We start from the raw sequence: 19,434 nt of genomic DNA, 5'->3' as shown, positions 1-19,434 counted from the left end.
CTCGCGCCGCGGCCATGATCGCGCAGATCGCCATCGGACTGGCCGTGCTGGCCGGGGCCGGCTGGGGCGCGCTCGCCCTGTGGTTCCAGGCCCCGCTGGGCCCGCGCGCGCGGGGCGTCGTGGCCGCCCTGTGGCTGGCGCTGGGCGCCGCCGCGCTAGCCGGCCTGGCCTGGGACGCCTGGCGGCCCGCCGCGTTTTTCGGCGCGCTGCTGCTGGGCCTGCTGGCCTGGTGGAAGCTGGGCGTGCGGCCGTCGAACGAACGCCAGTGGATGCCCGAGGTGGCCCGCCAGACCCAGGGCGCGGTGGACGGCGACATCCTCACCCTGCGCAACGTCCGCAATTTCGAGTGGCGCTCGCGCACCGACTTCGATCCGCGCTGGGAAACCCGGGTCTACGACCTGTCGCGCCTGGCTTCGGTGGACCTGCTGCTGTCCTACTGGGGCCGGCCGGCGGTGGCCCACGCCATGGTGTCGTTCGGCTTCGACGACGGCCAGTACCTGGTGTTCTCGGTGGAGATCCGGCGCAAGCTGAACGACACGTTCTCGGAGATCGGCGGCTTCTTCCGCCGGTACGAACTGGCCGTGCTGGCCTCTTCCGAGGAGGACAGCCTGCGGGTGCGCACCAACGTGCGCGGCGAGGACGGCTACCTGTATCGGGTGCATATGCCCGAAGGCGCGGCGCGCAAGCTGCTGCTGTCCTACGTGGACACGGCCAACCAGCTGGTGCGCCAGCCGCGCTTCTACAACACCCTGACCGCCAACTGCACCACCATCGTGTACCGCCTGGCCGACCAGATCGTGCCGGGGCTGCCGATGGACTACCGGCTGCTGCTGTCGGGCTACCTGCCCGAATACCTGTACCGGCTGGGCGCGCTGGAAGGCGCCGACAGCCCGCAGGCGTACCGGCAGGCCGGCCACTACACGGACCGCGCCCGCGCAACCGCGGACGCCGCCGACTTCTCGCGCAACATCCGGCGCGGCGTGCCTGGCGTGTAGCAGCAGGCAGCCCATCCCGTTCAGGACGTTCGGGCCGATATCGGCTGCGGCTCAGCGCTGGCCGGCCAGCCGCGCGGCTTCGCCCAGCAACGCGTCCAGCAGGCGGCGCGCCGGCACGGTCAGCGGCGCATCGGCGCGGTGGGTCACATAGATGACGGTCTTGGGCAAGGGATCGGCGAGGTCCAGCCGCACCAAGTCCAGCGCCGGCCCGTAACGGTCGAGGAACCCCTGCGGCATGATGCCGATGAGGTCCAGCTGCGGCATCAGCGCCAGCAGCGTGGAAAAGGACTCGCATTCGAGCTGCAGATGCAGCGCGCGCGCCTGCGCTTCGTCGGCATACAGCGCCCTGGGATCGCCCGGCCCCTGCGCCGGCCCGGTCAGCACCCAGGCGGCTTCGGCCAGTTCGCTCAGGCGCCGGGCGTGCGCCAGCGGATGCGACGCCCGCGCGACGATGACCGACTGGCTTTCGAACAGCGGCTGCACGGCCAGATCGCCGCCGCCGCCCGCCTCGGGCAGGGGACCCAGCGCCATGTCCAGTTCGCCCGAACGGATGCGCTCCAGCGCCTGCGGATAGAGCGTGTCGCGCACCCGCAGCCGCACCTGCGGCCAGCGCGCGCCATAGCGCGCCACCGCGCCCGGGGCCAGCAGGATGGCGGCGGCGGGCGATACGCCCAGCGTCACCTGGGCTTCGGCGCCGCGCAAATGCCACGCCAGGTCTTCGTGGGCCTTCTCGATTTCGCGCATGACCACCGCCGCGCGCGCCGCGAGGATCTCGCCGGCCTGCGCCAGCCGCACGCCCTTGGGGGTGCGCACCACGAGTTCGGCGCCCACCTCTTCCTCCAGCTGGCGCAGCGACTTGGTCAGCGCCGGCTGCGACACGTTCAGCACCTGCGCGGCAGCGCGCATGCTGCCGGTTCGGGCCAGGGTGAGCAACAGGTTCAGATGCTGGAGTCGCAAGCCGCCTCTCCGGCCGATTACCTGCGGTAATCGACATCAAAACAATTCAAGGGATGCGCGCGCAGGCCGTCGATAGAATTCCTGCATGCCCCATCGGAGACAGGAGCCTAGCATGACCCGAGGCGTGAAGAACATTCTCTTCATCATGTGCGACCAGCTGCGCTACGACCATCTTTCCTGTTTCGGCCATCCCACGCTGAAGACGCCGAACCTGGACGCGCTGGCCGCGCGCGGCGTGATCTTCGACCGCGCCTATGTGCAGTCGCCCGTGTGCGGCCCGTCGCGCATGAGCTACTACACCGGACGCTATGTGCACGCGCATGGCGCCAGCTGGAACTTCGTCCCGCTGAAGGCCGGCGAGATGACCATCGGCGACCACCTGCGCCCGCTCGGGGTGCGTTCCGTGCTGGTGGGCAAGACCCACATGCGCGCCGACATGGCCGGCATGTCGCGGCTGGGCATAGACCCGGCCTCCGTCATCGGCCGCCGCATCGCCGAATGCGGCTTCGACGCCTACGAACGCGACGACGGCATCCACCCGTACTCGGGCCACGACCCCGACCCGCGCTACAACGACTATCTGCGCGCGCACGGCTACGGAGGCGACAACCCCTGGGAATGCTGGGCCAATTCCGCCGTGGATGCCGACGGCACGGTACGCTCGGGCTGGTTCCTGAAGTATTCCAACCTGCCCGCGCGCGTGCCCGAAGAGCACTCGGAAACGCCATACATCACGCGTCGCGCGATGGACTTCATCAGCGAGGCGGGCGAACAGCCCTGGTGCCTGCACCTGTCCTACATCAAGCCGCACTGGCCCTATCTGGCGCCGGCGCCCTACGCCGGCATGTACAGCGCGCAGGACGCGCTGCCGGTGGTGCGGTCGGAGGCCGAACGGGCCGATCCGCATCCGGTGTATGCGGCGATGATGCGGCATCGCGTATCCGCGACCTTCTCCGAGCCCGGCGTGCGCGAGGCGGTCATGCCCGGCTACATGGGGCTGATCAAGCAGATCGACGACCAGCTCGGCGTGCTGTTCCGCTTCATGGAGGCGCGCGGCCTGTTCGACAACACCATGATCGTGTTCACGTCCGATCACGGCGACTATCTGGGCGACCACTGGATGGGCGAAAAAGACCTGTTCCACGAGCCCGTCATCCGCATGCCGCTGATCGTCTACGACCCGGACGCGCGCGCCGACGCGGCCCGCGGCACGCGCTGCGCGGCGATGGTCGAAGCGATAGACCTGGCGCCGACCTTCCTGGAAGCCTGCGGCGGCGTGCAGGTGCCGCACATCATGGACGGCCGTTCGCTGCGGCCCCTGCTGTTCGGCCAGACGCCGTCGGACTGGCGCGACCACGTCATCTGCGAGTACGACTACGCCTTCCAGGATTCGCGCATCGCGCTGGGCACGCCCGCGCGCCAGGCCTGGCTGCGTATGGTGCGCGACGAACGCTGGAAGTACGTGCTGGCCGAAGGCTACCGGCCGATGCTGTACGACCTGCAGGAGGACCCCCAGGAATTTGTCGACCTCGGCGCCTCGCCTGCGCACGAGGCGGTGCGCAGGCGCATGGAAGAACTGCTGTTCCGCTGGGCGCGCCAGCCGCGCCAGCGGGCCACGGTGGCCGACGGCACCATCGAATCCATCGAAGTCCAGCCGCGCATTTCCGAAGGCGGCATCCTGATCGGCTATTGGGACGAAGCCGATCTGGCCCGCGCCAGGCAGTCGTTCAAGCCCCGTTTCGCATCATCCAACCCGCTCGTGAAGCCGACGCTGGATCGGCTGTCGCAATCCTGAGGAGTGCCGCATGATTCTCGAAACCCCCGACATCACCCGCGCCCAGACCGGCCTGGACGGCGTTTCCTGGAACATCCTGGGCCAGGTGTACGTGCCCAAGCAGGTCAGCCTGGACAGCATTTCCTGGCACGCCACGTTTCCCGAAGAAAGCTTCGTGCCGCCGCACGTGCACCCGAACCAGGACGAATACATCTTTGTGCTGGACGGCCGCATCGACCTGCTCCTGGACGGCAAGAAGACTTCCGCCGGCCCGGGCGACCTGGTGCGCATGCCCCGCGGCGTGCCGCATGCGTTCTTCAACAATTCCGGCATGACCGCCACCGCGCTGTTCTGGGCCGCGCCCGCGGGCAAGCTGCTGGCGCTCTACCGGCGCATCCACAACATGTCGAGTCCGGCCGAGGTGGTGGCGGTGGCGCCGGAATACGACGTGATCTTCATGCCGCCCGTTTCTTCCGCGGCCTGAGCCATGCGCCGCCGCACGCTACTGAAGGGCCTGTCCGGCGCCCTCGCCTGTACCTTGCCGTGGTCCGCCCGGGCCGCGTACCCGGACAAGCCCGTGCGCATCATCGTGCCGCTGCCCGCGGCCAGCCCGCCCGACGTGCTCGCGCGCGTCATCGCTGAAAGGCTGCAGCGCCTGTGGGGCCAGCCGGTGGTGGTCGAGAACCGCCCCGGCGCGACCGGCATGATAGGGCTGGACGCCGTGGCGCGCAGCGCCCCCGACGGCTACACCGTGGGCATCATGTTCCTGACCCACACCGTGCTGCCGGCGCTGTTCGGCAAGGTGTCCTACCGTACGGATGGCGACTTCGCGCCGATCGCGAACCTGGTCTGGCTGTACAACGCCCTGCTGGTGGCGCCGGGCAGCGAGTATGCCGACGTCCGCGGCCTGGTCGAACAGGCCAGGCGCCAGCCCGGCAAACTCAGCTATGGCTCCGGCGGCAACGGCTCGCCCGCCCATCTGCTGGCCGCCGCCTTCTGTCAGGCAGCGGGCATAGACATGCTGCATGTGCCGTTCAAGGGACCCGCGGAAGCGGCGCAGGCGCTCATGGGCGGCTACGTGCAGACCATGTTCGCCACCGCCTCGGTCGCCGTGCCGCTGGCGCAGTCCGGCAAGTTGCGCGCGCTGGCCGTCACGCGCGACGGCGGCATGGACGCCCTCCCCGGCGTGCCCACGCTGGCCGAGGCCGGGGTGCCGGCGTTCAACCTCAAGGAATGGGAAGGCATCGTCGCGCCCGCGGGCACGCCGCCGGCTCTGATCTCCAAATGGAACGGCGCCATGCAGACCATCCTGGCCGAGGCCGGGGTGCGCGACAAGCTCGCCGGCCTGGGCATGGAAGCCGCGGACGCGAACACGCCGGCCGAATTCGCGGGGCTGATACGGGGCGAGCTGCAGCGCTGGTCGACGTTCGTGTCGGAACGGAAGCTGCGCAACGGATGACGGCGCAGCGCGCCGCAGCCCAGGCCTGCGGCCGCCCGCCCGGCCCGCCTAGCGCGCCGCGCCTGCCGACCGTCCCAGGAAATCGAGCACCGCCAGATACGAACCTTCGTTGCCCGCGGCGTTCGCGCTGGCCGATCCGCCGGCGTCCAGCAGCAGGCCCGACATGGCGTGCGGCTTGCTGATGAGGGTCGCGGGCAGGTAGGGATAGTGCACGTGGTGCCCCGCCCCCATGCAGACGTGGTGGAAGGTCGGCAGGCCGTGCGCCAGGCGCTGGCGCATGACGACCTCGGAATAGGCGGTGCTGGGCCAGAAGCCGTCGTCCGAGGCGCTGACCAGCATGATCGGGCCGGGATAGTTTTCGACCGGAATGCGGGCGCGCTCGAACGCCGCGCTGTCGCGCGTGGCGCTGAGAAAAGCATGGGTCTGGCGGTACGGCGGGTCCGAGGCGTAGGCCGCCTCCCAGTCCGCGCTGGCGTTGTCCTGCCACAGGTGCGGCAGCGGCTCGCCGGCCTTGGTCCAGACCTGCGCGTCGCGGCCGGTGCCGGGCGCGCCGGCGCTGACCACGCCGTGCATCACCGGCGACGGCACGTAGGCCACCACCGCGCTGACCAGCTCCGGGTAGTGCGAGGCCACCAGCAGCGAGGTCTCGCCGCCGCGGCTGATGCCCGACAGCGCCACGAAGCCGTCGCGCGGCGCCAGCTCGGCGCGGGCCCAGCGCAGCGCATGCTCGAAATATTCCAGCGGCATGTCGTTCAGGTACTTGGGCCGGCCTTCGTAGTTGAAGATGGCCAGCGCCAGGCACTGGTAGCCGCGGGCCGCGAACAGCGCCGCGCGCGGCGCGTTGACGCCGCCGGACGAGCCGTTCATGTAGATCACCAGCGGATGCGGGCCGGGGCCGGCCGGGGTGTAGAGCTCGCCCGACAGCGTCATGCCGCCGACCTGCTCGCGCACCGCGCGGTGGCTCACGCCTTCGGCCAGGAATTCCTGCACCAGCTGCGCGCGGGCGCTGCGGCGGCCGTCGCTGGCCTCGATGTCGATCGCCAGCGCGTCGGTGCGGTCCGGCGGGAACACCACGCGTTCCATGTCGCAGCAGCTCATGGACCAGACCAGGCCCATGGCCGAGGGCTCGGCGTAGCTGCCCGACACCGGGCAGTCGCGCGACAGGTCCAGGCTGCCGTCATGGCCGGCCATGAACACGGCCTGCGAGCGCCACGCGGCGCCGCACATCCGCATGCTGGCCGTCACGGTGACGAAGGCATAGGCCGGGAATCCGTCGATGCGGATGTCGCGCGCCACGTCGATCAGGGCGCGTTCGGGACTGACGGTGATGCGGGGCGGTTCGCTCACGGCGGCTCCTTAGCTCTTGAGATCGGTACGGGGCACGCCGTTGGCCTTGATGACCTGGGCCCACATGGCGGACTCCTCGGCGATGACGCGGTCCAGGTCGGCCGATGACGTGAACTCGACCGTCACGCCCTGCTCCGCGAACTGCTGCACCAGGCCGGGGTCGCGCGTGCCTTCGCGCACCGCATGCTCCAGCTTCTTGACCACGGCCGGCGGCATGGCGGCCGGGCCGGAAATCATCATGCGGGTGTACAGCTCGAAGCCGTCCACGCCCGCCTCCTTCATGGTGGGCACGTCGGGCAGGCTGGACAGGCGCTTGTCGGCGGTGACGGCCAGCACCTGCAGCTTGCCGGACTTGATGTTGGGCAGCGCCGAGGTCGGAAAATCGAAAGAGCTCTGCACGGTGCCGGCCATCAGGTCCAGCAGCGCCGGGCCGCTGCCCTTGTACGGCACGTCCTGGAACTGGGTGCCGGTCTTGGACTGGAAATGCAGCAGCGCCAGGTGGTTGATCACGCCGCGCCCGGCGTGCGCGCAAGTGATGTCGCCGGGCTTCTTCCTGGCCAGGGAGATGAACTCCTGCACGGTCTTCACGCCCAGCGCAGGATTGACGATCAGCAGCATGGGCGACTTGCCCATCGACCCCAGCTGCTTGAAGTCCGACTGCTGGTACGGCAGGTTGTTGTACAGCAGCGGGTTGAGGATCATGCCATTGGTGCCGGCAAAGCCCAGCGTGTAGCCGTCCGGCTCGGCGCGCGCCACCGCCACGGTGGCGATGATGGCCTGGCCGCCGGGGCGGTTCTCCACCACCACGCTCTGCTTGAGCGTCTTGCCCATGCGCTCGGCCAGGGCGCGCGCGGCGATGTCGGTCAACCCGCCCGGGGCAAAGCCCACCAGCAGGCGCACGGGGCGGGTCGGGAAGTCGTCCTGCGCCCAGGACGGGCGCGGGATCAGCGGCAGCGCGGCGAGCGCGCCCAGGGCATGGCGGCGGGTGAATCGCATACGGCTCTCCAGGCGGGAGCCGTCCGCCCGAGGGGCAGACGGTCTCGGAGAACGTATGTTGTATGCAGTTTTACGCCGGAGCTACTCGGGGTATCCCGAGGTCGTCAGGGAAGCATATTCCGCCTGACGGTACTTCGTATGCGATCCAGCCCGATCAGGGCTTGGCCATGAGCTTCTTCCACCCCTCCAGCTCCAGCCGGTTCATGGTGTCGATGTTCTTCTCGTAGATCTCGGCGGCGTCCGGGAAGGACTCCACCGCCCGGTCGATGCTGGCTTCGCGCAGCAGGTGCAGGATGGGATACGGCGAGCGGTTGGTGTAGTTGGAGATGTCGTCCGGCTGCGTATCGGCGAACTGGAACTGCGGGTGGAAGGTCGCTACCTGCAGTTCGCCCACCAGGCGCATTCGCTTGAGCAGGCGGTCCGATAGGTCCTCGAAGTCGTTGAACTCCAGGAAGTCGTCCAGCGCGTCCGGAACGATGAGCAGCGTGGTGTCGATCTTTTCCGGATCGGCCTCGGCCAGCAGCGCCAGTTCGTCCTGCAGGTCGGTCAGCACGCCCTCGGCGTCGGTGGCGTCGCTGACCGCGAAGCGGATCTGGTCCTTGACCTGCACCGCCTTGGCGAAGGGACAGAGGTTCAGGCCGATCACGGCCTGGTTCAGCCAGTGCCGCGTTTCGGCGACGACGTTGGCGTAGGCGTCGGAGGTGGAAATCATACGGGCATCGCCGCCATCGTCTGGGCCACCGCGGCGGTGAGCTTCTTGCCGTAGGGCACGTGCAGGAATTCGTTGGGGCCGTGGGCGTTGGACTTCGGCCCCAGCACGCCGCAGACCATGAACTGGGCCTTGGGGAAGCCCTTCTGCAGGATGCTCATCAGCGGGATGGTGCCGCCCTGGCCGATGTAGCCGCAGGGCGCGCCGTAGTACTGCTGCGAGGCCGCGTCCAGCGCCTGGGTCAGCCATTGCTCGGAGGCCGGCGCGTTCCAGCCGGTGGCCGCGCCTTCGTTGGCCTTGAAGATGACCTTGGCGTTGTAGGGCGCGTCGGCTTCCAGCAGCGCCTTGATCTCCTGCGAGGCGGCCACGGCGTCGACCAGCGGCGGCAGGCGCAGCGACAGCTTGAAGGCGGTGCGCGGACGCAGCACGTTGCCGGCGCTCGACAGCGGCGGCAGGCCTTCGGCGCCGGTCACCGACAGGGTCGGGCGCCAGGTGCGGTTGAGCAGCGCCTCTTCGGGCTCGGTCGTCATGGGCAGCACGAAGCCGCCGTCGGCGCCGCAGCTCCAGGGAAAACGGCGCCAGACCTCGTCGCCCAGGATGCGCGCGGTGGCGTGCACCTGCTCGATGCGCTCGGAGGGAATTTCGCAATGCAGGCTTTGCGGCAGCAGGCGGCCGGTGGCGCTGTCTTCCAGGCGGTCCAGCAGATGGCGCAGGATGCGGAACGACGACGGCACCACGCCGCTGGAGTCGCCCGAGTGCACGCCCTCGTCCAGCACCTGCACTTCCAGCGTGCCCGACACCATGCCGCGCAGCGAGGTCGTCATCCAGAGCTGGTCGTAGTTGCCCGCACCCGAATCCAGGCACACCACCAGCGCCACGTTGCCCAGGCGATCGCGCAGCGCGTCCACGTAGGGCAGCAGGTCGTAGCTGCCGGATTCCTCACAGGTTTCGACGATGCCCACGCAGCGTGGGCGCGGGATGCCCTGCTTGTCCAGCGCCATGATGGCGGTCAGCGAGGCGTACACCGCATAGCCGTCGTCGGCGCCGCCGCGGCCATAGAGCTTGCCGTCTTCGTACTTCGGGGTCCACGGGCCCAGGCCGGCGCGCCAGCCGGAGAATTCGGGCTGCTTGTCCAGGTGGCCGTACAGCAGCACGGTGTCGCCGTTGTCGCTGCGGGTGGCGGGCGCGTCGAAGAAAATCACCGGGGTGCGGCCCGGCAGGCGCACCACTTCCAGTTTCAGGCCCGAGACCTTATGCGCCTCGACCCATTGCGCGGCGTCGCGCACCACGCGTTCGATGAAGGCGTTCTTTTCCCAGTCCGCATCGAAGGCCGGGCTCTTGGCCGGGATGGCGATGTAGTCGGTCAGGGCCGGGATGATCTCGTTGTCCCACTTGGCGTCCACGAAAGCCTGCAAAGCCTGCGGATCGAGAGTGGGAGGAAGCGCGTCTTCGGGGATGCGGGCGTTCATGGCGGTGATCCTGTGGTCGGGAAAGATGGGCAAAGCGGTATTTTATGCCCAGCGCCGCGCCGCCGGCAGCTTTCGTCCCCTATTTGAAGCGCCCGCGCGCAAAAGGCGCCGCTACCTGGCCGCGTAGGCCTCGATGCGGCCCCACACCTGCCGGGCCAGCGGCTTGGCGTTGTCCACCGACTGGTACAGCCGGATTTCCATGTGGACGTCGTTGCGCGCGCTGTCGGCGCGCACCAGCGTGCCGGCGCGCAGGTCGGCCTCGACCAGCGTGTGGGGCAGCCAGGCCAGGCCGAAGCCCTGACGGGCCATGGCGTGCAGCGCGTCGGCCAGGTCCGATTCATAGCGGGTCTGCAACAGCGCCGGCACGCACAGGCCGCGCAGCCGGTCGCCCAGGATGCGGCCCAGCGACATGCTGTCGGCGTACGCCAGGAACGGCACCGCCGGGTCCGAGGCCAGCCTGGGCACCGCATGGCGCGGGTGGCGGCTGCCCGCCGCCAGCGGCGCGCTGACGGCCACCAGCCGGTCGGCGCCCACGCGCCGGCAGCGGTAGCCGGCGTTGTCTATCCGGGCGTAGAGCGGCTCGTGCGCGTGGCACAGCAGGAAATCGACCTCGCCATCCACCAGCATGTCGACGCCGTAGTTCAGGGTGGTGGTGACCACTTTCAGCTGGAACGGCTCCATGCCGCGCTCGACGCTGGCCATGAGCCCCGGCAGCACAGAATGCGCCAGCGTCTTGCCCGAGGCGATGACGATCCTGCGGGCGCGCTGCAGCTCCGGCTTTTGCAGTCCCTCGCGCGTTTCGCGCAGGATCTCCAGGACTTCGACGGCCGCCGCCAGCATGCTGCGGCCCGCGGCGTTGAGCGTGGAGACCTGATGGCCGCGCTCGACCAGCGGCACGCCGGCCCAGTCCTCCAGCGCCTTGATGCGGCGCCCGAAAGCCGGGTGCGTCACGTTGCGCGCCTGCGCGGCGCGCAGCAGGTTGCGCGACTTCGACAGCGCCACGAAGTCTTCCAGCCATTTGATGTCCATGCCGTTTTTCCCATTGTGCCGTTCCGGCACAGTGGCTGCGCATTTTGCACAAACCCCTGGGCGGGCGCAACTAGCATTCCGGCATCTTTCCTGGAAGCGCCGATGTCCGACTCCCCTGTCCTGCTGAAATCCCTGCGCAGCCATTTCCTGGGCGGCCAAGACGCCGCGGTCCACGGCCTGCCGGTGCTGAGCAAGCCTGTCGTGGGCAATGCCGCGCCGCGGCCGATCGACATGAACGGCAGCTATTGCGCCGGCCAGCTCTACGCGCAGGAATACCGGCTGGCGCGGCCCCGCCACCCCTACCCCGTGCTGCTGTGGCACGGCGGCGGCATGACCGGCGCGCAGTGGGAAAGCACGCCCGACGGCCGCCAGGGCTGGCTGTGGCGTCTGCTGCAAGCCGGCTACGACGTGTTCGTGGCCGACGCGCCGGAACGCGGCCGGGCCTCATGGACGATGTTTCCGCAGATCTACGGATCGGCGCCGATCTTCCGTTCCAAGGAAGAGGCCTGGCACCTGTTCCGCATCGGCCCGGCCGACGGCTACGCGGCGCGCCGCGCCCACCCCGCGCAGCAGTTTCCGCTGGAAGCCTTCGATACCTTCGCCAAGCAGTTCGTGCCGCGCTGGCTGGGCCACGAAGCCATGGCGCTGGACGGCTACCGCCGCCTGCTGGATCTGGCCGGCCCCTGCATCGTCATCGGCCACAGCCAGGGCGGCGGCTACGCCACGCAGCTGGCCCACGAATATTCCGGTTCGATCCGCGCGCTGGTGGCGGTCGAGCCCACCGGCACGCCGGCCGCCGCGGCCGCCTCCCTGCCCCCGCAGCTGCTGGTGTGGGCCGACCACTTCGGCGCCAGCGCCGCCTGGCAGCGCTACCGCGCCCAGACCGACGCCTATTGGCGCGCGCTGCGCCAGGCCGGCCAGCGCGCCGACGTGCTGGACCTGCCCGCCGCCGGCATCGCCGGCAATTCGCATTTCTGCATGCTGGACCGCAACAGCGACCGCATCGCCGAACTCATCGTCGACTGGCTCGCACGCCTCGACTAACCTTGCTCTGGAGACACTGATGACACTGAAGAAAATCGCGATCGCCCTGGCGTTCATGAGCGGCGCCTCGCTGGCCGCGGCCCAGCCGGGCGGCGGCTATCCCGACAAGCCGATCCGCATGATCGTGCCGTTCGCGCCCGGCGGCACCGCCGACATCATCGGCCGCGTGTTCGCCGCGCAGCTGGGCACGGAACTCGGCGCCACCGTGGTGGTGGAGAACAAGGCCGGCGCGGGCGGCTCGATCGGCACCCGCTTCGTCGCCGACTCGGCGCCCGACGGCTACATCCTGCTGCTGGCCTCGTCCAGCACCCACGGCACCAACCCGGCGGTCTACAAGAACCTGAGCTACGACGCCGCGCAGGACTTCACCGCCATCACCCAGCTGGTGACCGTGCCGGGCGTGCTCAGCGTCACCAAGGACTTTCCGGCGGCCGACCTGCAGGGCCTGGTCGCCGCGGCCAAGGCCGATCCGCAGAAGTACACCTACGCCTCGTCGGGCGCGGGCGGCCTGGGCAACCTGGCCATGGAGCTGATGAAGTCGATGACCGGCGCCGGGCTCATGCACATCGCCTACCGCGGCGCCGGCCCGGCCTTCACCGACGTGATCAGCGGCCAGGTGTCGATGATCTGGGAACCGCTGCCGGCGTCGCTGCCGTACATCAAGAGCGGCCAGATCCGCGCCATCGCAGTCGCCGCGGACCAGCGCTCGCCCGAGCTGCCCGACACGCCGACCTTCAAGGAAGCCGGCCTGCCGCGCTATGAAGCCAATGCCTGGAACGGCCTGCTGGCGCCCAAGGGCCTGCCGGACGACGTGAAGAAGGTGCTGCACGACGCCTCGGTCAAGGCGCTGAACGACCCGCAGGTCAAGGCCAAGATGGCCAGCCTGGGCGGCACGGTCGTGGCCGGCACGTCCGAGGACTTCCAGGCCCTGATCGCCCGCGACGTGAAGAAGTGGAAGAACGTCGCGGCCGACGCCAGCATCCAGCTGGATCAGTAAGGACTCAGGCCCCCAGCAGCGCCGGCTCGGCGCTGCGGCCCACGGCCGGCGCCTCGGCGTCGATCACGCGGCCGGCCTGCAGCTTGAACACCGCCACGGCCTCGCGCAGGCGCTGGGCCTGGGTTTCCAGCGAGGCGGCGGACGCGGCGGCCTGCTCGACCAGCGCCGCGTTCTGCTGCGTCACGCTGTCCATCTGCGACACCGCCTGGTTGACCTGCTGGATCCCTTGCGACTGTTCCTCGGACGCGCTGGAGATCTCGTTGATGATGTCCGTCACCCGGCGCACCGAACTCACGATCTCCTGCATGGTGGCGCCGGCGGCCTCCACCTGGTCCGAGCCGACCGACACCTTCTGCACCGAATCGTCGATCAATCCCTTGATTTCCTTGGCGGCGGCGGCGCTGCGCTGGGCCAGCGCGCGCACTTCGCTGGCCACGACCGCGAAGCCCTTGCCCTGCTCGCCGGCGCGCGCGGCTTCCACCGCGGCGTTCAGCGCCAGGATGTTGGTCTGGAAGGCGATGCCGTCGATCACGCCGACGATGTCGGCGATGCGGTTGGAGCTGTCGGCGATGCCGCGCATGGTGCCGACCACGTCGCCCACGGCGCGTCCGCCGCGCGCGGCCACTTCGGAAGCGGCCGTGGCCAGTTCCGAGGCGCTGCGCGAGCTTTCGGCGTTGTTGCGCACGGTGGACGAGAGTTCGTCCATGCTGGCGGCGGTTTCCTCCAGCGACGCGGCCTGCTGCTCGGTGCGCGAGGACAGGTCGATGTTGCCGGCGGCGATCTCGCGCGCGCCGGTATGGATTTCCTCGACGCCCAGGCGCACGGCCGACACGGTGCGCGCCAGGCTGTCCTGCATGCGCTTGACGGTGCCGTACAGCGCGCCGATTTCATTGTTGCCGCGCTGCTCGATGCGGTTGGTCAGGTCGCCCGCGGCGATGCGGTCGAACAGGCGGCCGGCCTCGTGCAGCGGGCGGAACACCGCGCGCGCGAACACCACGTACAGGCCCACCACCAGCACGCCCACCACGGCCAGCAGGCCGATCAGCAGCGCGATGGCGCCGTTGATGCGGGCCGAGGCCTCGCGCGCCACGCGCTGGCCGACTTCGTCGGCGTAATCCAGGTATTTCTGGATGGCGGCGGTGAAATTCAGGCCCAGCGGCGTGACTTTTTCCAGGTTCAGGCGGCCGGCCTCCTGGGCGTTGCCGGCGCGGATGGCCGCGATCATGGGCACGATGGCGTCGCGGTGGTAGACGTCATAGGCCGCCAGCGCGGCGTCGAACAGCGGCTTGCCTTCGGCCGTGGTCTCGGGCGTCTGGCGCGCGGTCTGGATCAGGTCGGCGGCCTCTTTGGTGTAGCGGTCCAGGCGCTGCATGCTGGCCAGGTTGTCGATGCGCTTGCCTTCCATCAGCGCGGTCTGCGCGGCCACCAGCACCAGCCGGGCGCGCAGCAGCTCGCTGGCGGCGCCGTCCACGGCGTTGGCGCGGACCAGGTTGGTTTCCAGCAGGCGTTCGATGGAGTTGCGGTTGGAGGTGAGCTGCTGGTAGACCGCGATGCCGGTCACCAGGAAAAGCGTGAAGAAAACGACTAAAGCGGTCGTCAAGACCGCGCGGATACTTAAATTCTTGAACATGAGGGGGAGGAACTCCGGGGGGTTGCGTAAAGCTTCCCCTATAACGGCGCACTGCAATGAAAAGTTAAATATCTCATTGAGTTACATATCCTCCCCCCCTTCCGGCGCGCCGTTCAGGCCGGCTTCCACCCTTGCGGCACGCGCGGCTTGTCGATCTGCGCGAAATGGCAGATGGCGTCGGCGATGCCGGAGAAGTCGATCCCGCCGAATTCGCCGGCGCGCGCCAGGCTGAACGACTCATGCACGGCCGCGGCGACCGGCATCGGCACCTTGGCGGCGTGCGCGGCGCCGACCACCAGGGACATATCCTTGTGCGCCAGGTCGATGGTGAATCCGGGCGTGGTGTCGCCAACCAGCACCTTGTTGGGGAAGTTCATGCGCAGCTGGCCGTTGGAAGCGGACGTGCCGTAGAGCACCTGCAGGGTCTTGGTGATGTCCAGGCCGAAGCGCTGCGACAGCGCCAGCGCCTCGGCGTTGACCTGGCACAGCGTGACCGCGACGTAGTTGTTGACCAGCTTGGTGCGCCCGCCCGCGCCCACCGGGCCGCAGTGGTAGGTGGTGGTGCCCATGGCGTCGAGCAGCGGCTTGACGCGCTCGAAATCGGCGTCGCCGGCGCCCACCATGAAGAGCGATTCGCCGCGGTCGGCATGTTCGGCCAGGCGCCCGACGGGCGCGTCCACCACCGTCATGCCGTGGGCCAGCGCCTGTTCCTGCAGGCGGTCGGTGGCCAGCGGATCGATCGTGCTCATGTCCATCAGCACGCTGCCGCGGGCGGCGTTGGCGAAGATCCCGCCCTCGCCCAGCGCCACCTGCTCGACCTCCTTGGACGAGGGCAGCATCGTGATGATGACCGCGCAGCGCCGCGCCACGTCGGCCACGTCCTTGCCCTGGGCGGCGCCGGCCGCCGCCAGCTCCTCCATGGCCTGCCGGTTGATGTCCAGGACCACGAGCTCGAACCCCGCCTTGCGCAGGTTCAGCGCCATGGACTTGCCCATGCGTCCCAAGCCGATGAAACCGATTTTTTCCATGCCAGTCTCCTCTCTGTCGGCGTTCGAGCGCCGATCGTGTCGCGCGGTTGCTCAATAGCCGATGTAGGCCGTCTTGGTCGAGGTGTAGAAGTCCACGGCGTAGCGGCCCTGTTCGCGCGGGCCGAAGCTCGACGCCTTCACGCCGCCGAAGGGCACGTGGTAGTCCAGGCCGGCGGTGGGCAGGTTCACCATGGTCAGGCCGCTGCGCACGTTCAGCCGGAAGTGGTTGGCGTGCTTGAGCGAGGTGGTGCAGATGCCCGAGGACAGGCCGAAAGCCGTGTCGTTGGCGACCTGCAGCGCCTCGTCGTAGCCCGACACCCGGATCACCGCGGCCACCGGGCCGAAGATCTCCTCCTGGTTGATGCGCATGGCGTTGCTGCTTTCGGTGAACAGGGTCGGACGCAGGAAATGGCCGGCCGTGGCCGCCTCGGCGCGCGTGCCGCCTTCGGCCAGGGTGGCGCCCTCGCTGCGGCCCAGCTCGATGTAGCCCAGGATCTTCTCCAGCTGGGCGGCGTTGATGACCGGGCCGATCTGCGTGCCGGCGGTGCGCGGATCGCCCACCACCAGCTTGCGCATCCTGTCGGTCAGGGCCTGCACGAAGCGGTCGTGGATGCCGTCGGCCACGATCAGCCGGCTGGACGCGGTGCAGCGCTGGCCGGCCGAATAGAAGGCGCCGTTGAGCGCGCACTCCACCGCCACGTCCAGGTCCGCGTCGTCCAGCACCACCAGCGGGTTCTTGCCGCCCATCTCCAGCTGCACCCGCATCATGCGTTCGCTGGCGCCGGCGGCGATCTTGCGGCCGGTGGCCACGCTGCCGGTGAAGCTCACGGCGTCTGCGCCGTCGAGCAGCGCCTGGCCCGCCGCCGCGCCATAGCCGTTGACCAGGTTGGCCACGCCCGCCGGCAGGCCGGCGCGCTCCAGGATGGCGAACAGTTCCCAGGCCGCGCCGGGCGTGTGTTCGGAAGGCTTGAGCACCACCGTGTTGCCGAAGGCCAGGGCCGGCGCGATCTTCCAGGCCGGGATCGCGATGGGAAAATTCCAGGGCGTGATCATGGACACCACGCCCACCGGATGGCGGCTGATCTGCACGCCGATGTCCGGGCGCACGGAGGGCAGGTTTTCGCCGCCGTAGCGCACCGCCTCGCCGGCGAAGAACTGGAACACCTGTCCGGCGCGCATCACCTCGCCCACCCCGTCGGCCAGGGTCTTGCCGGCCTCGCGCGAGACCAGGGCGCCCAGCTCTTCCTTGCGCGCCAGGATTTCGTTGGCCGCGCGGAACAGGATGTCGCTGCGCAGCTGCGTGCTGCTGCGCTCCCAGGCGGGCGCGGCGTCGCGCGCGGCCTGCACCGCCTGGCGCATCTGCGCCTGGTCGGCGCTGGCGTACAGGCCGATCACGTCCGCGGGGTCCGCCGGGTTGAGGTTCTCGATCGCATCGGGGCCTTCCACCCAGGCGCCGCCGATGTAGTTTGCTTTCTGCGTCACTGTCTGCTCCTAGTTATGGTCTTTGATCGTTTCACGCGTGGCCGCCCTTGCCCTTGCCCAGCACCGCCTCGCGAAAGCGCGACCGGAGATAGGGACCGTCGCGCGGCGGCAGGCTGCCGGGCTCGGGCGCCGAAGACACTTTTAACACCAGGCATTGCAGGCCCGGTTCGCGCAGGGCCGGAATGCGGTCCGACAGCTCCGCCTCGCTGCGCACCGTGGCCGCGTCCGCGATGCCGCAGGCGCGCGCCACGCCGGCGATGTCCACGCCGCGCCCCGAATGCGCCGGCTGCATGCCGGTCTCGCCGTAGTGCTCGTTGTCGATCACGATGATCTTCAGGTTCGAGGGCGCGCGCACCCCTATGGTGGCGAGCGAGCCCAGGCCCATCATCATTTCGCCGTCGCCGACGAAGGCCAGCACCTGCCGGCCGGGCTGCGCCAGCGCCAGGCCGAAGGCCACCATGCAGGCCCCGCCCATCGCGCCCCAGACGTAGAAATTGCGCTCGTCGTCGCCCGCGGCCGACGTGTCGTATGTGGGATTGCCCAGGCTGGCCACCACCAGCGCGTCGCCGCGCCTGTCGAGTATGCGGGCCACCGCCGCCCGCCGGTTCATCGTCGCCGTCGCGTTCATCTGCATGGTCCCGTCCTACTTGCTGAAGTTCTTGATGCCCAGCACGCGCTGGGAAATCACCACGGCCACCGCCCGGTTCGAATTGAACGCGAGCAGGCTGGCCGCCCGCACCGTTTCGGGCGCGTCCTCGCCGCGGTCGACGCGCTGCACGTAGACGCCCGCCGCTTCCAGCGCCGCCACGGCCGACTGGCCCATGGGACATTGCCAGGGATTGAACTCGCCCCATTCGCCGCGCATGGTGACCAGGCACAGCAAGGGCATGCGGCACTCCTGCGTCAACGCCAGCATATTGATGCAGTTGCCCACGCCGCTGGACTGCATCAGCAGCACGCCCTTGGCCCCGCCCAGCCAGGCCCCGCCCAGCATCGCCACGCCTTCTTCTTCGGTGGTGAGCGAAATCGCTTCCACGTCGGGGTCCGCCTCGAACAGCTTGATCAGCCGGCCGTGCCCGGCGTCGGGCACGTACGCCATTTGCGTAATGCCGGCTTCCTTCAAGTTCCGATAAACCAGCTCGGGCCAACTTTCCGCCATGATTGCCTGCCTCCGGTAAGGGATGGGAATTCAGATCTTTGCCTGCAGCTTGCACACGCCGGGCTTGGTCGGCGCATAGGCCTCTTCGCCCGGGATGGTGGCCACTTTCCGGTAGTAGTCCCACTCGCCCTTGGAGGCCGAGGGCGACTTGACCTGCATCAGGTACATATCGTGGACCATGGCGCCGTCGGCCCGGATATAGCCCTTGGTGAACATGTCGTCGATCTGCATGGACTTCAGCGCGTTCATGACCGCGTCCGAGTCGGTGGTGCCGGCGCGCTCCACCGCCTTCAGGTAGGTGGTGGTGGCGGAATAGTCGCCCGCCTGGAAGGTGGTCGGCATCTTCTTGTTGCGCTCGTGGAAGCGCTTGCTGAACGCGCGCGAGCGTTCGTCGAGATCCCAGTACCAGCCGTCGGTGAGGTACATGCCGGCCGTGGTGTCCAGGCCCAGGCTGTGGATGTCGGTGATGAACACCATCAGGCCGGCCAGGCGCATCTGGTCGCTCACGCCGAATTCCTTGGCCGTCTTGATCGAATTGATCAGGTCGCCGCCGCCGTTGGCCAGGCCCAGCACCTGCGCCTTGGAGGCCTGGGCCTTCATCAGGTAGGACGAGAAATCCGAAGTATTGAGCGGATGGCGGGTGGTGCCGGAAACAGAACCGCCGTTGGCCTGCACCACGTCCATGCTGGCCTTCTCCAGCGAATAGCCGAATGCGTAATCGGCGGTCAGCATGAACCAGCTCTTGCCGCCCTGCGCCACCATGGCCGCCGCCGTGCCGCGGGCCTGCGCCGAGGTCGAATAGGTGTACCGCACCGTGTAGGCGTTGCAGGCCTCCTCGGTCAGGCTGTCGGCGCCCGCGCCGGCGCTGATGAAGACCTTTTTCTTCTCGGCCGCGATGGTGCTGATGGCCAGCGAGGCCGACGAGTTGGAGCCGCCTATCACCAGGTCGACCTTGTCCTGGTCCCACCACTGGCGAGCCCGGTTCGACGCGATGTCGGCGCGGTTCTGGTGGTCGGACGCCAGCACTTCTATCGGCTTGCCCAGCACCTTGCCGCCGAAGTCCGCCACCGCCATGCGGATCGCGTCCAGGCCGCCGACGCCGTCGAAGTCCGAATAAGGACCGCTCATGTCCGTGACGAAGGCGATCTTCACCGTGTCGCCCTGGGCGCTGGCCGCTCCCGTCCCGCAGATGCCGACTACCGCCAACGCGACGGCACCTAACACTTTCGTACTGGTTTCCACGTCTTGTCTCCTTGCTGTGTCGGCCTTGCCGCAGGATCGCCAAAGCCATCTCTATTTTTAATAATATATTCATCTACGATCTATTTTTTTCATATCGTTTACCCCTAGCCCGACATT

At 68.9% G+C, this 19,434-nt stretch carries 18 protein-coding genes; 6 read left to right on the top strand and 12 right to left on the bottom strand.

Annotated elements, in window-relative coordinates; translation table 11 throughout:
- The first annotated feature begins 14 nt into the window (after positions 1-14).
- On the top strand, positions 15-995 hold the full coding sequence (locus tag AC1M14_RS11170; RefSeq protein ID WP_479731579.1) for an Lnb N-terminal periplasmic domain-containing protein: 981 nt from the start codon (positions 15-17) through the stop codon (positions 993-995).
- Between the two features lie 51 nt (positions 996-1,046).
- Here the strand turns inward: AC1M14_RS11170 and AC1M14_RS11165 are convergent, their stop codons facing one another.
- Positions 1,047-1,952 carry a LysR substrate-binding domain-containing protein gene (locus tag AC1M14_RS11165; RefSeq protein WP_479731578.1) on the bottom strand — a complete coding sequence of 302 codons (906 nt, stop codon included), beginning with the start codon at positions 1,950-1,952 and terminating at the stop codon, positions 1,047-1,049.
- Positions 1,953-2,064: 112 nt separating this feature from the next.
- Between AC1M14_RS11165 and AC1M14_RS11160 the strand changes: the two genes are divergently transcribed.
- Genes AC1M14_RS11160 through AC1M14_RS11150 form a run of 3 tightly spaced genes read left to right on the top strand, consistent with a single transcriptional unit; the run spans position 2,065 to position 5,185 of the window.
- Complete coding sequence (locus AC1M14_RS11160) at positions 2,065-3,747, top strand: alkaline phosphatase family protein (RefSeq protein WP_479731577.1); 1,683 nt, start codon at positions 2,065-2,067, stop codon at positions 3,745-3,747.
- A gap of 10 nt (positions 3,748-3,757) precedes the next feature.
- Positions 3,758-4,210 carry a cupin domain-containing protein gene (locus AC1M14_RS11155; RefSeq protein WP_102772022.1) on the top strand — a complete coding sequence of 151 codons (453 nt, stop codon included), beginning with the start codon at positions 3,758-3,760 and terminating at the stop codon, positions 4,208-4,210.
- 3 nt (positions 4,211-4,213) lie between these two features.
- On the top strand, positions 4,214-5,185 hold the full coding sequence (locus AC1M14_RS11150) for a Bug family tripartite tricarboxylate transporter substrate binding protein (RefSeq protein ID WP_102772023.1): 972 nt from the start codon (positions 4,214-4,216) through the stop codon (positions 5,183-5,185).
- A 48-nt stretch (positions 5,186-5,233) separates the two neighbouring features.
- Here the strand turns inward: AC1M14_RS11150 and AC1M14_RS11145 are convergent, their stop codons facing one another.
- The 5 genes from AC1M14_RS11145 to AC1M14_RS11125 form a co-directional block, all read right to left on the bottom strand.
- Complete coding sequence (locus tag AC1M14_RS11145) at positions 5,234-6,532, bottom strand: acyl-CoA thioester hydrolase/BAAT C-terminal domain-containing protein (RefSeq protein ID WP_479731576.1); 1,299 nt, start codon at positions 6,530-6,532, stop codon at positions 5,234-5,236.
- 9 nt (positions 6,533-6,541) lie between these two features.
- On the bottom strand, positions 6,542-7,528 hold the full coding sequence (locus AC1M14_RS11140) for a Bug family tripartite tricarboxylate transporter substrate binding protein (protein ID WP_111824854.1): 987 nt from the start codon (positions 7,526-7,528) through the stop codon (positions 6,542-6,544).
- A gap of 154 nt (positions 7,529-7,682) precedes the next feature.
- Positions 7,683-8,240 (bottom strand): DUF1415 domain-containing protein, encoded by a 558-nt coding sequence (locus tag AC1M14_RS11135; protein WP_479731575.1) that lies wholly within the window; start codon positions 8,238-8,240, stop codon positions 7,683-7,685.
- Positions 8,237-9,706: a M20 family metallopeptidase gene (locus tag AC1M14_RS11130; RefSeq protein ID WP_479731574.1), complete on the bottom strand. Its 1,470-nt coding sequence runs from the start codon at positions 9,704-9,706 to the stop codon at positions 8,237-8,239. Before AC1M14_RS11130 ends, AC1M14_RS11135 begins: the two co-directional genes overlap by 4 nt.
- 111 nt (positions 9,707-9,817) lie before the next feature.
- Complete coding sequence (locus AC1M14_RS11125) at positions 9,818-10,735, bottom strand: LysR family transcriptional regulator (RefSeq protein ID WP_102772028.1); 918 nt, start codon at positions 10,733-10,735, stop codon at positions 9,818-9,820.
- A gap of 102 nt (positions 10,736-10,837) precedes the next feature.
- Here AC1M14_RS11125 and AC1M14_RS11120 point away from each other — a divergent pair, with 102 nt between their 5' ends.
- A complete protein-coding gene (locus AC1M14_RS11120; RefSeq protein ID WP_102772029.1) occupies positions 10,838-11,779 on the top strand; it encodes an alpha/beta hydrolase in 942 nt (313 codons plus the stop codon).
- A 19-nt stretch (positions 11,780-11,798) separates the two neighbouring features.
- The gene (locus AC1M14_RS11115) at positions 11,799-12,776 is read left to right on the top strand and encodes a tripartite tricarboxylate transporter substrate binding protein BugE (RefSeq protein WP_209165948.1); all 978 of its coding nucleotides are present in this window, start codon (positions 11,799-11,801) and stop codon (positions 12,774-12,776) included.
- A 4-nt stretch (positions 12,777-12,780) separates the two neighbouring features.
- On the opposite strand, the gene AC1M14_RS11110 is transcribed toward AC1M14_RS11115, so the two are convergent.
- The 6 genes from AC1M14_RS11110 to AC1M14_RS11085 all read right to left on the bottom strand — a co-directional run bounded on the left by AC1M14_RS11110 (position 12,781) and on the right by AC1M14_RS11085 (position 19,317).
- Positions 12,781-14,406 (bottom strand): methyl-accepting chemotaxis protein, encoded by a 1,626-nt coding sequence (locus AC1M14_RS11110; protein WP_102772031.1) that lies wholly within the window; start codon positions 14,404-14,406, stop codon positions 12,781-12,783.
- A gap of 113 nt (positions 14,407-14,519) precedes the next feature.
- A complete protein-coding gene (locus tag AC1M14_RS11105) occupies positions 14,520-15,434 on the bottom strand; it encodes an NAD(P)-dependent oxidoreductase (protein WP_111824852.1) in 915 nt (304 codons plus the stop codon).
- Between the two features lie 51 nt (positions 15,435-15,485).
- The gene (locus AC1M14_RS11100) at positions 15,486-16,916 is read right to left on the bottom strand and encodes an aldehyde dehydrogenase family protein (RefSeq protein WP_479731572.1); all 1,431 of its coding nucleotides are present in this window, start codon (positions 16,914-16,916) and stop codon (positions 15,486-15,488) included.
- A 31-nt stretch (positions 16,917-16,947) separates the two neighbouring features.
- A complete protein-coding gene (locus AC1M14_RS11095; RefSeq protein WP_246842353.1) occupies positions 16,948-17,550 on the bottom strand; it encodes a thiamine pyrophosphate-dependent enzyme in 603 nt (200 codons plus the stop codon).
- A gap of 9 nt (positions 17,551-17,559) precedes the next feature.
- A complete protein-coding gene (locus tag AC1M14_RS11090; protein WP_479731571.1) occupies positions 17,560-18,015 on the bottom strand; it encodes a phosphonopyruvate decarboxylase in 456 nt (151 codons plus the stop codon).
- A gap of 90 nt (positions 18,016-18,105) precedes the next feature.
- On the bottom strand, positions 18,106-19,317 hold the full coding sequence (locus AC1M14_RS11085; protein ID WP_440130622.1) for an ABC transporter substrate-binding protein: 1,212 nt from the start codon (positions 19,315-19,317) through the stop codon (positions 18,106-18,108).
- Positions 19,318-19,434: the final 117 nt, after the last annotated feature.

This window comes from Achromobacter sp. SX5 (assembly GCF_056711425.1).
The sequence above is the reverse complement of the archived record's forward strand: the minus strand, read 5'-3'. Positions and strand labels throughout refer to the sequence as shown.

What these genes read in the sequence shown, in the direction of transcription:
- AC1M14_RS11115 (WP_209165948.1), top strand. Translation starts at nt 11,799, where the DNA reads ATGACACTGAAGAAAATCGCGATCGCCCTGGCGTTCATGAGCGGCGCC.
- AC1M14_RS11150 (WP_102772023.1), top strand. Translation starts at nt 4,214, where the DNA reads ATGCGCCGCCGCACGCTACTGAAGGGCCTGTCCGGCGCCCTCGCCTGT.
- AC1M14_RS11095 (WP_246842353.1), bottom strand. Translation starts at nt 17,550, where the DNA reads ATGCAGATGAACGCGACGGCGACGATGAACCGGCGGGCGGCGGTGGCC.
- AC1M14_RS11135 (WP_479731575.1), bottom strand. Translation starts at nt 8,240, where the DNA reads ATGATTTCCACCTCCGACGCCTACGCCAACGTCGTCGCCGAAACGCGG.
- AC1M14_RS11125 (WP_102772028.1), bottom strand. Translation starts at nt 10,735, where the DNA reads ATGGACATCAAATGGCTGGAAGACTTCGTGGCGCTGTCGAAGTCGCGC.
- AC1M14_RS11120 (WP_102772029.1), top strand. Translation starts at nt 10,838, where the DNA reads ATGTCCGACTCCCCTGTCCTGCTGAAATCCCTGCGCAGCCATTTCCTG.
- AC1M14_RS11155 (WP_102772022.1), top strand. Translation starts at nt 3,758, where the DNA reads ATGATTCTCGAAACCCCCGACATCACCCGCGCCCAGACCGGCCTGGAC.
- AC1M14_RS11170 (WP_479731579.1), top strand. Translation starts at nt 15, where the DNA reads ATGATCGCGCAGATCGCCATCGGACTGGCCGTGCTGGCCGGGGCCGGC.
- AC1M14_RS11140 (WP_111824854.1), bottom strand. Translation starts at nt 7,528, where the DNA reads ATGCGATTCACCCGCCGCCATGCCCTGGGCGCGCTCGCCGCGCTGCCG.
- AC1M14_RS11105 (WP_111824852.1), bottom strand. Translation starts at nt 15,434, where the DNA reads ATGGAAAAAATCGGTTTCATCGGCTTGGGACGCATGGGCAAGTCCATG.
- AC1M14_RS11090 (WP_479731571.1), bottom strand. Translation starts at nt 18,015, where the DNA reads ATGGCGTACGTGCCCGACGCCGGGCACGGCCGGCTGATCAAGCTGTTC.
- AC1M14_RS11110 (WP_102772031.1), bottom strand. Translation starts at nt 14,406, where the DNA reads ATGTTCAAGAATTTAAGTATCCGCGCGGTCTTGACGACCGCTTTAGTC.
- AC1M14_RS11130 (WP_479731574.1), bottom strand. Translation starts at nt 9,706, where the DNA reads ATGAACGCCCGCATCCCCGAAGACGCGCTTCCTCCCACTCTCGATCCG.
- AC1M14_RS11160 (WP_479731577.1), top strand. Translation starts at nt 2,065, where the DNA reads ATGACCCGAGGCGTGAAGAACATTCTCTTCATCATGTGCGACCAGCTG.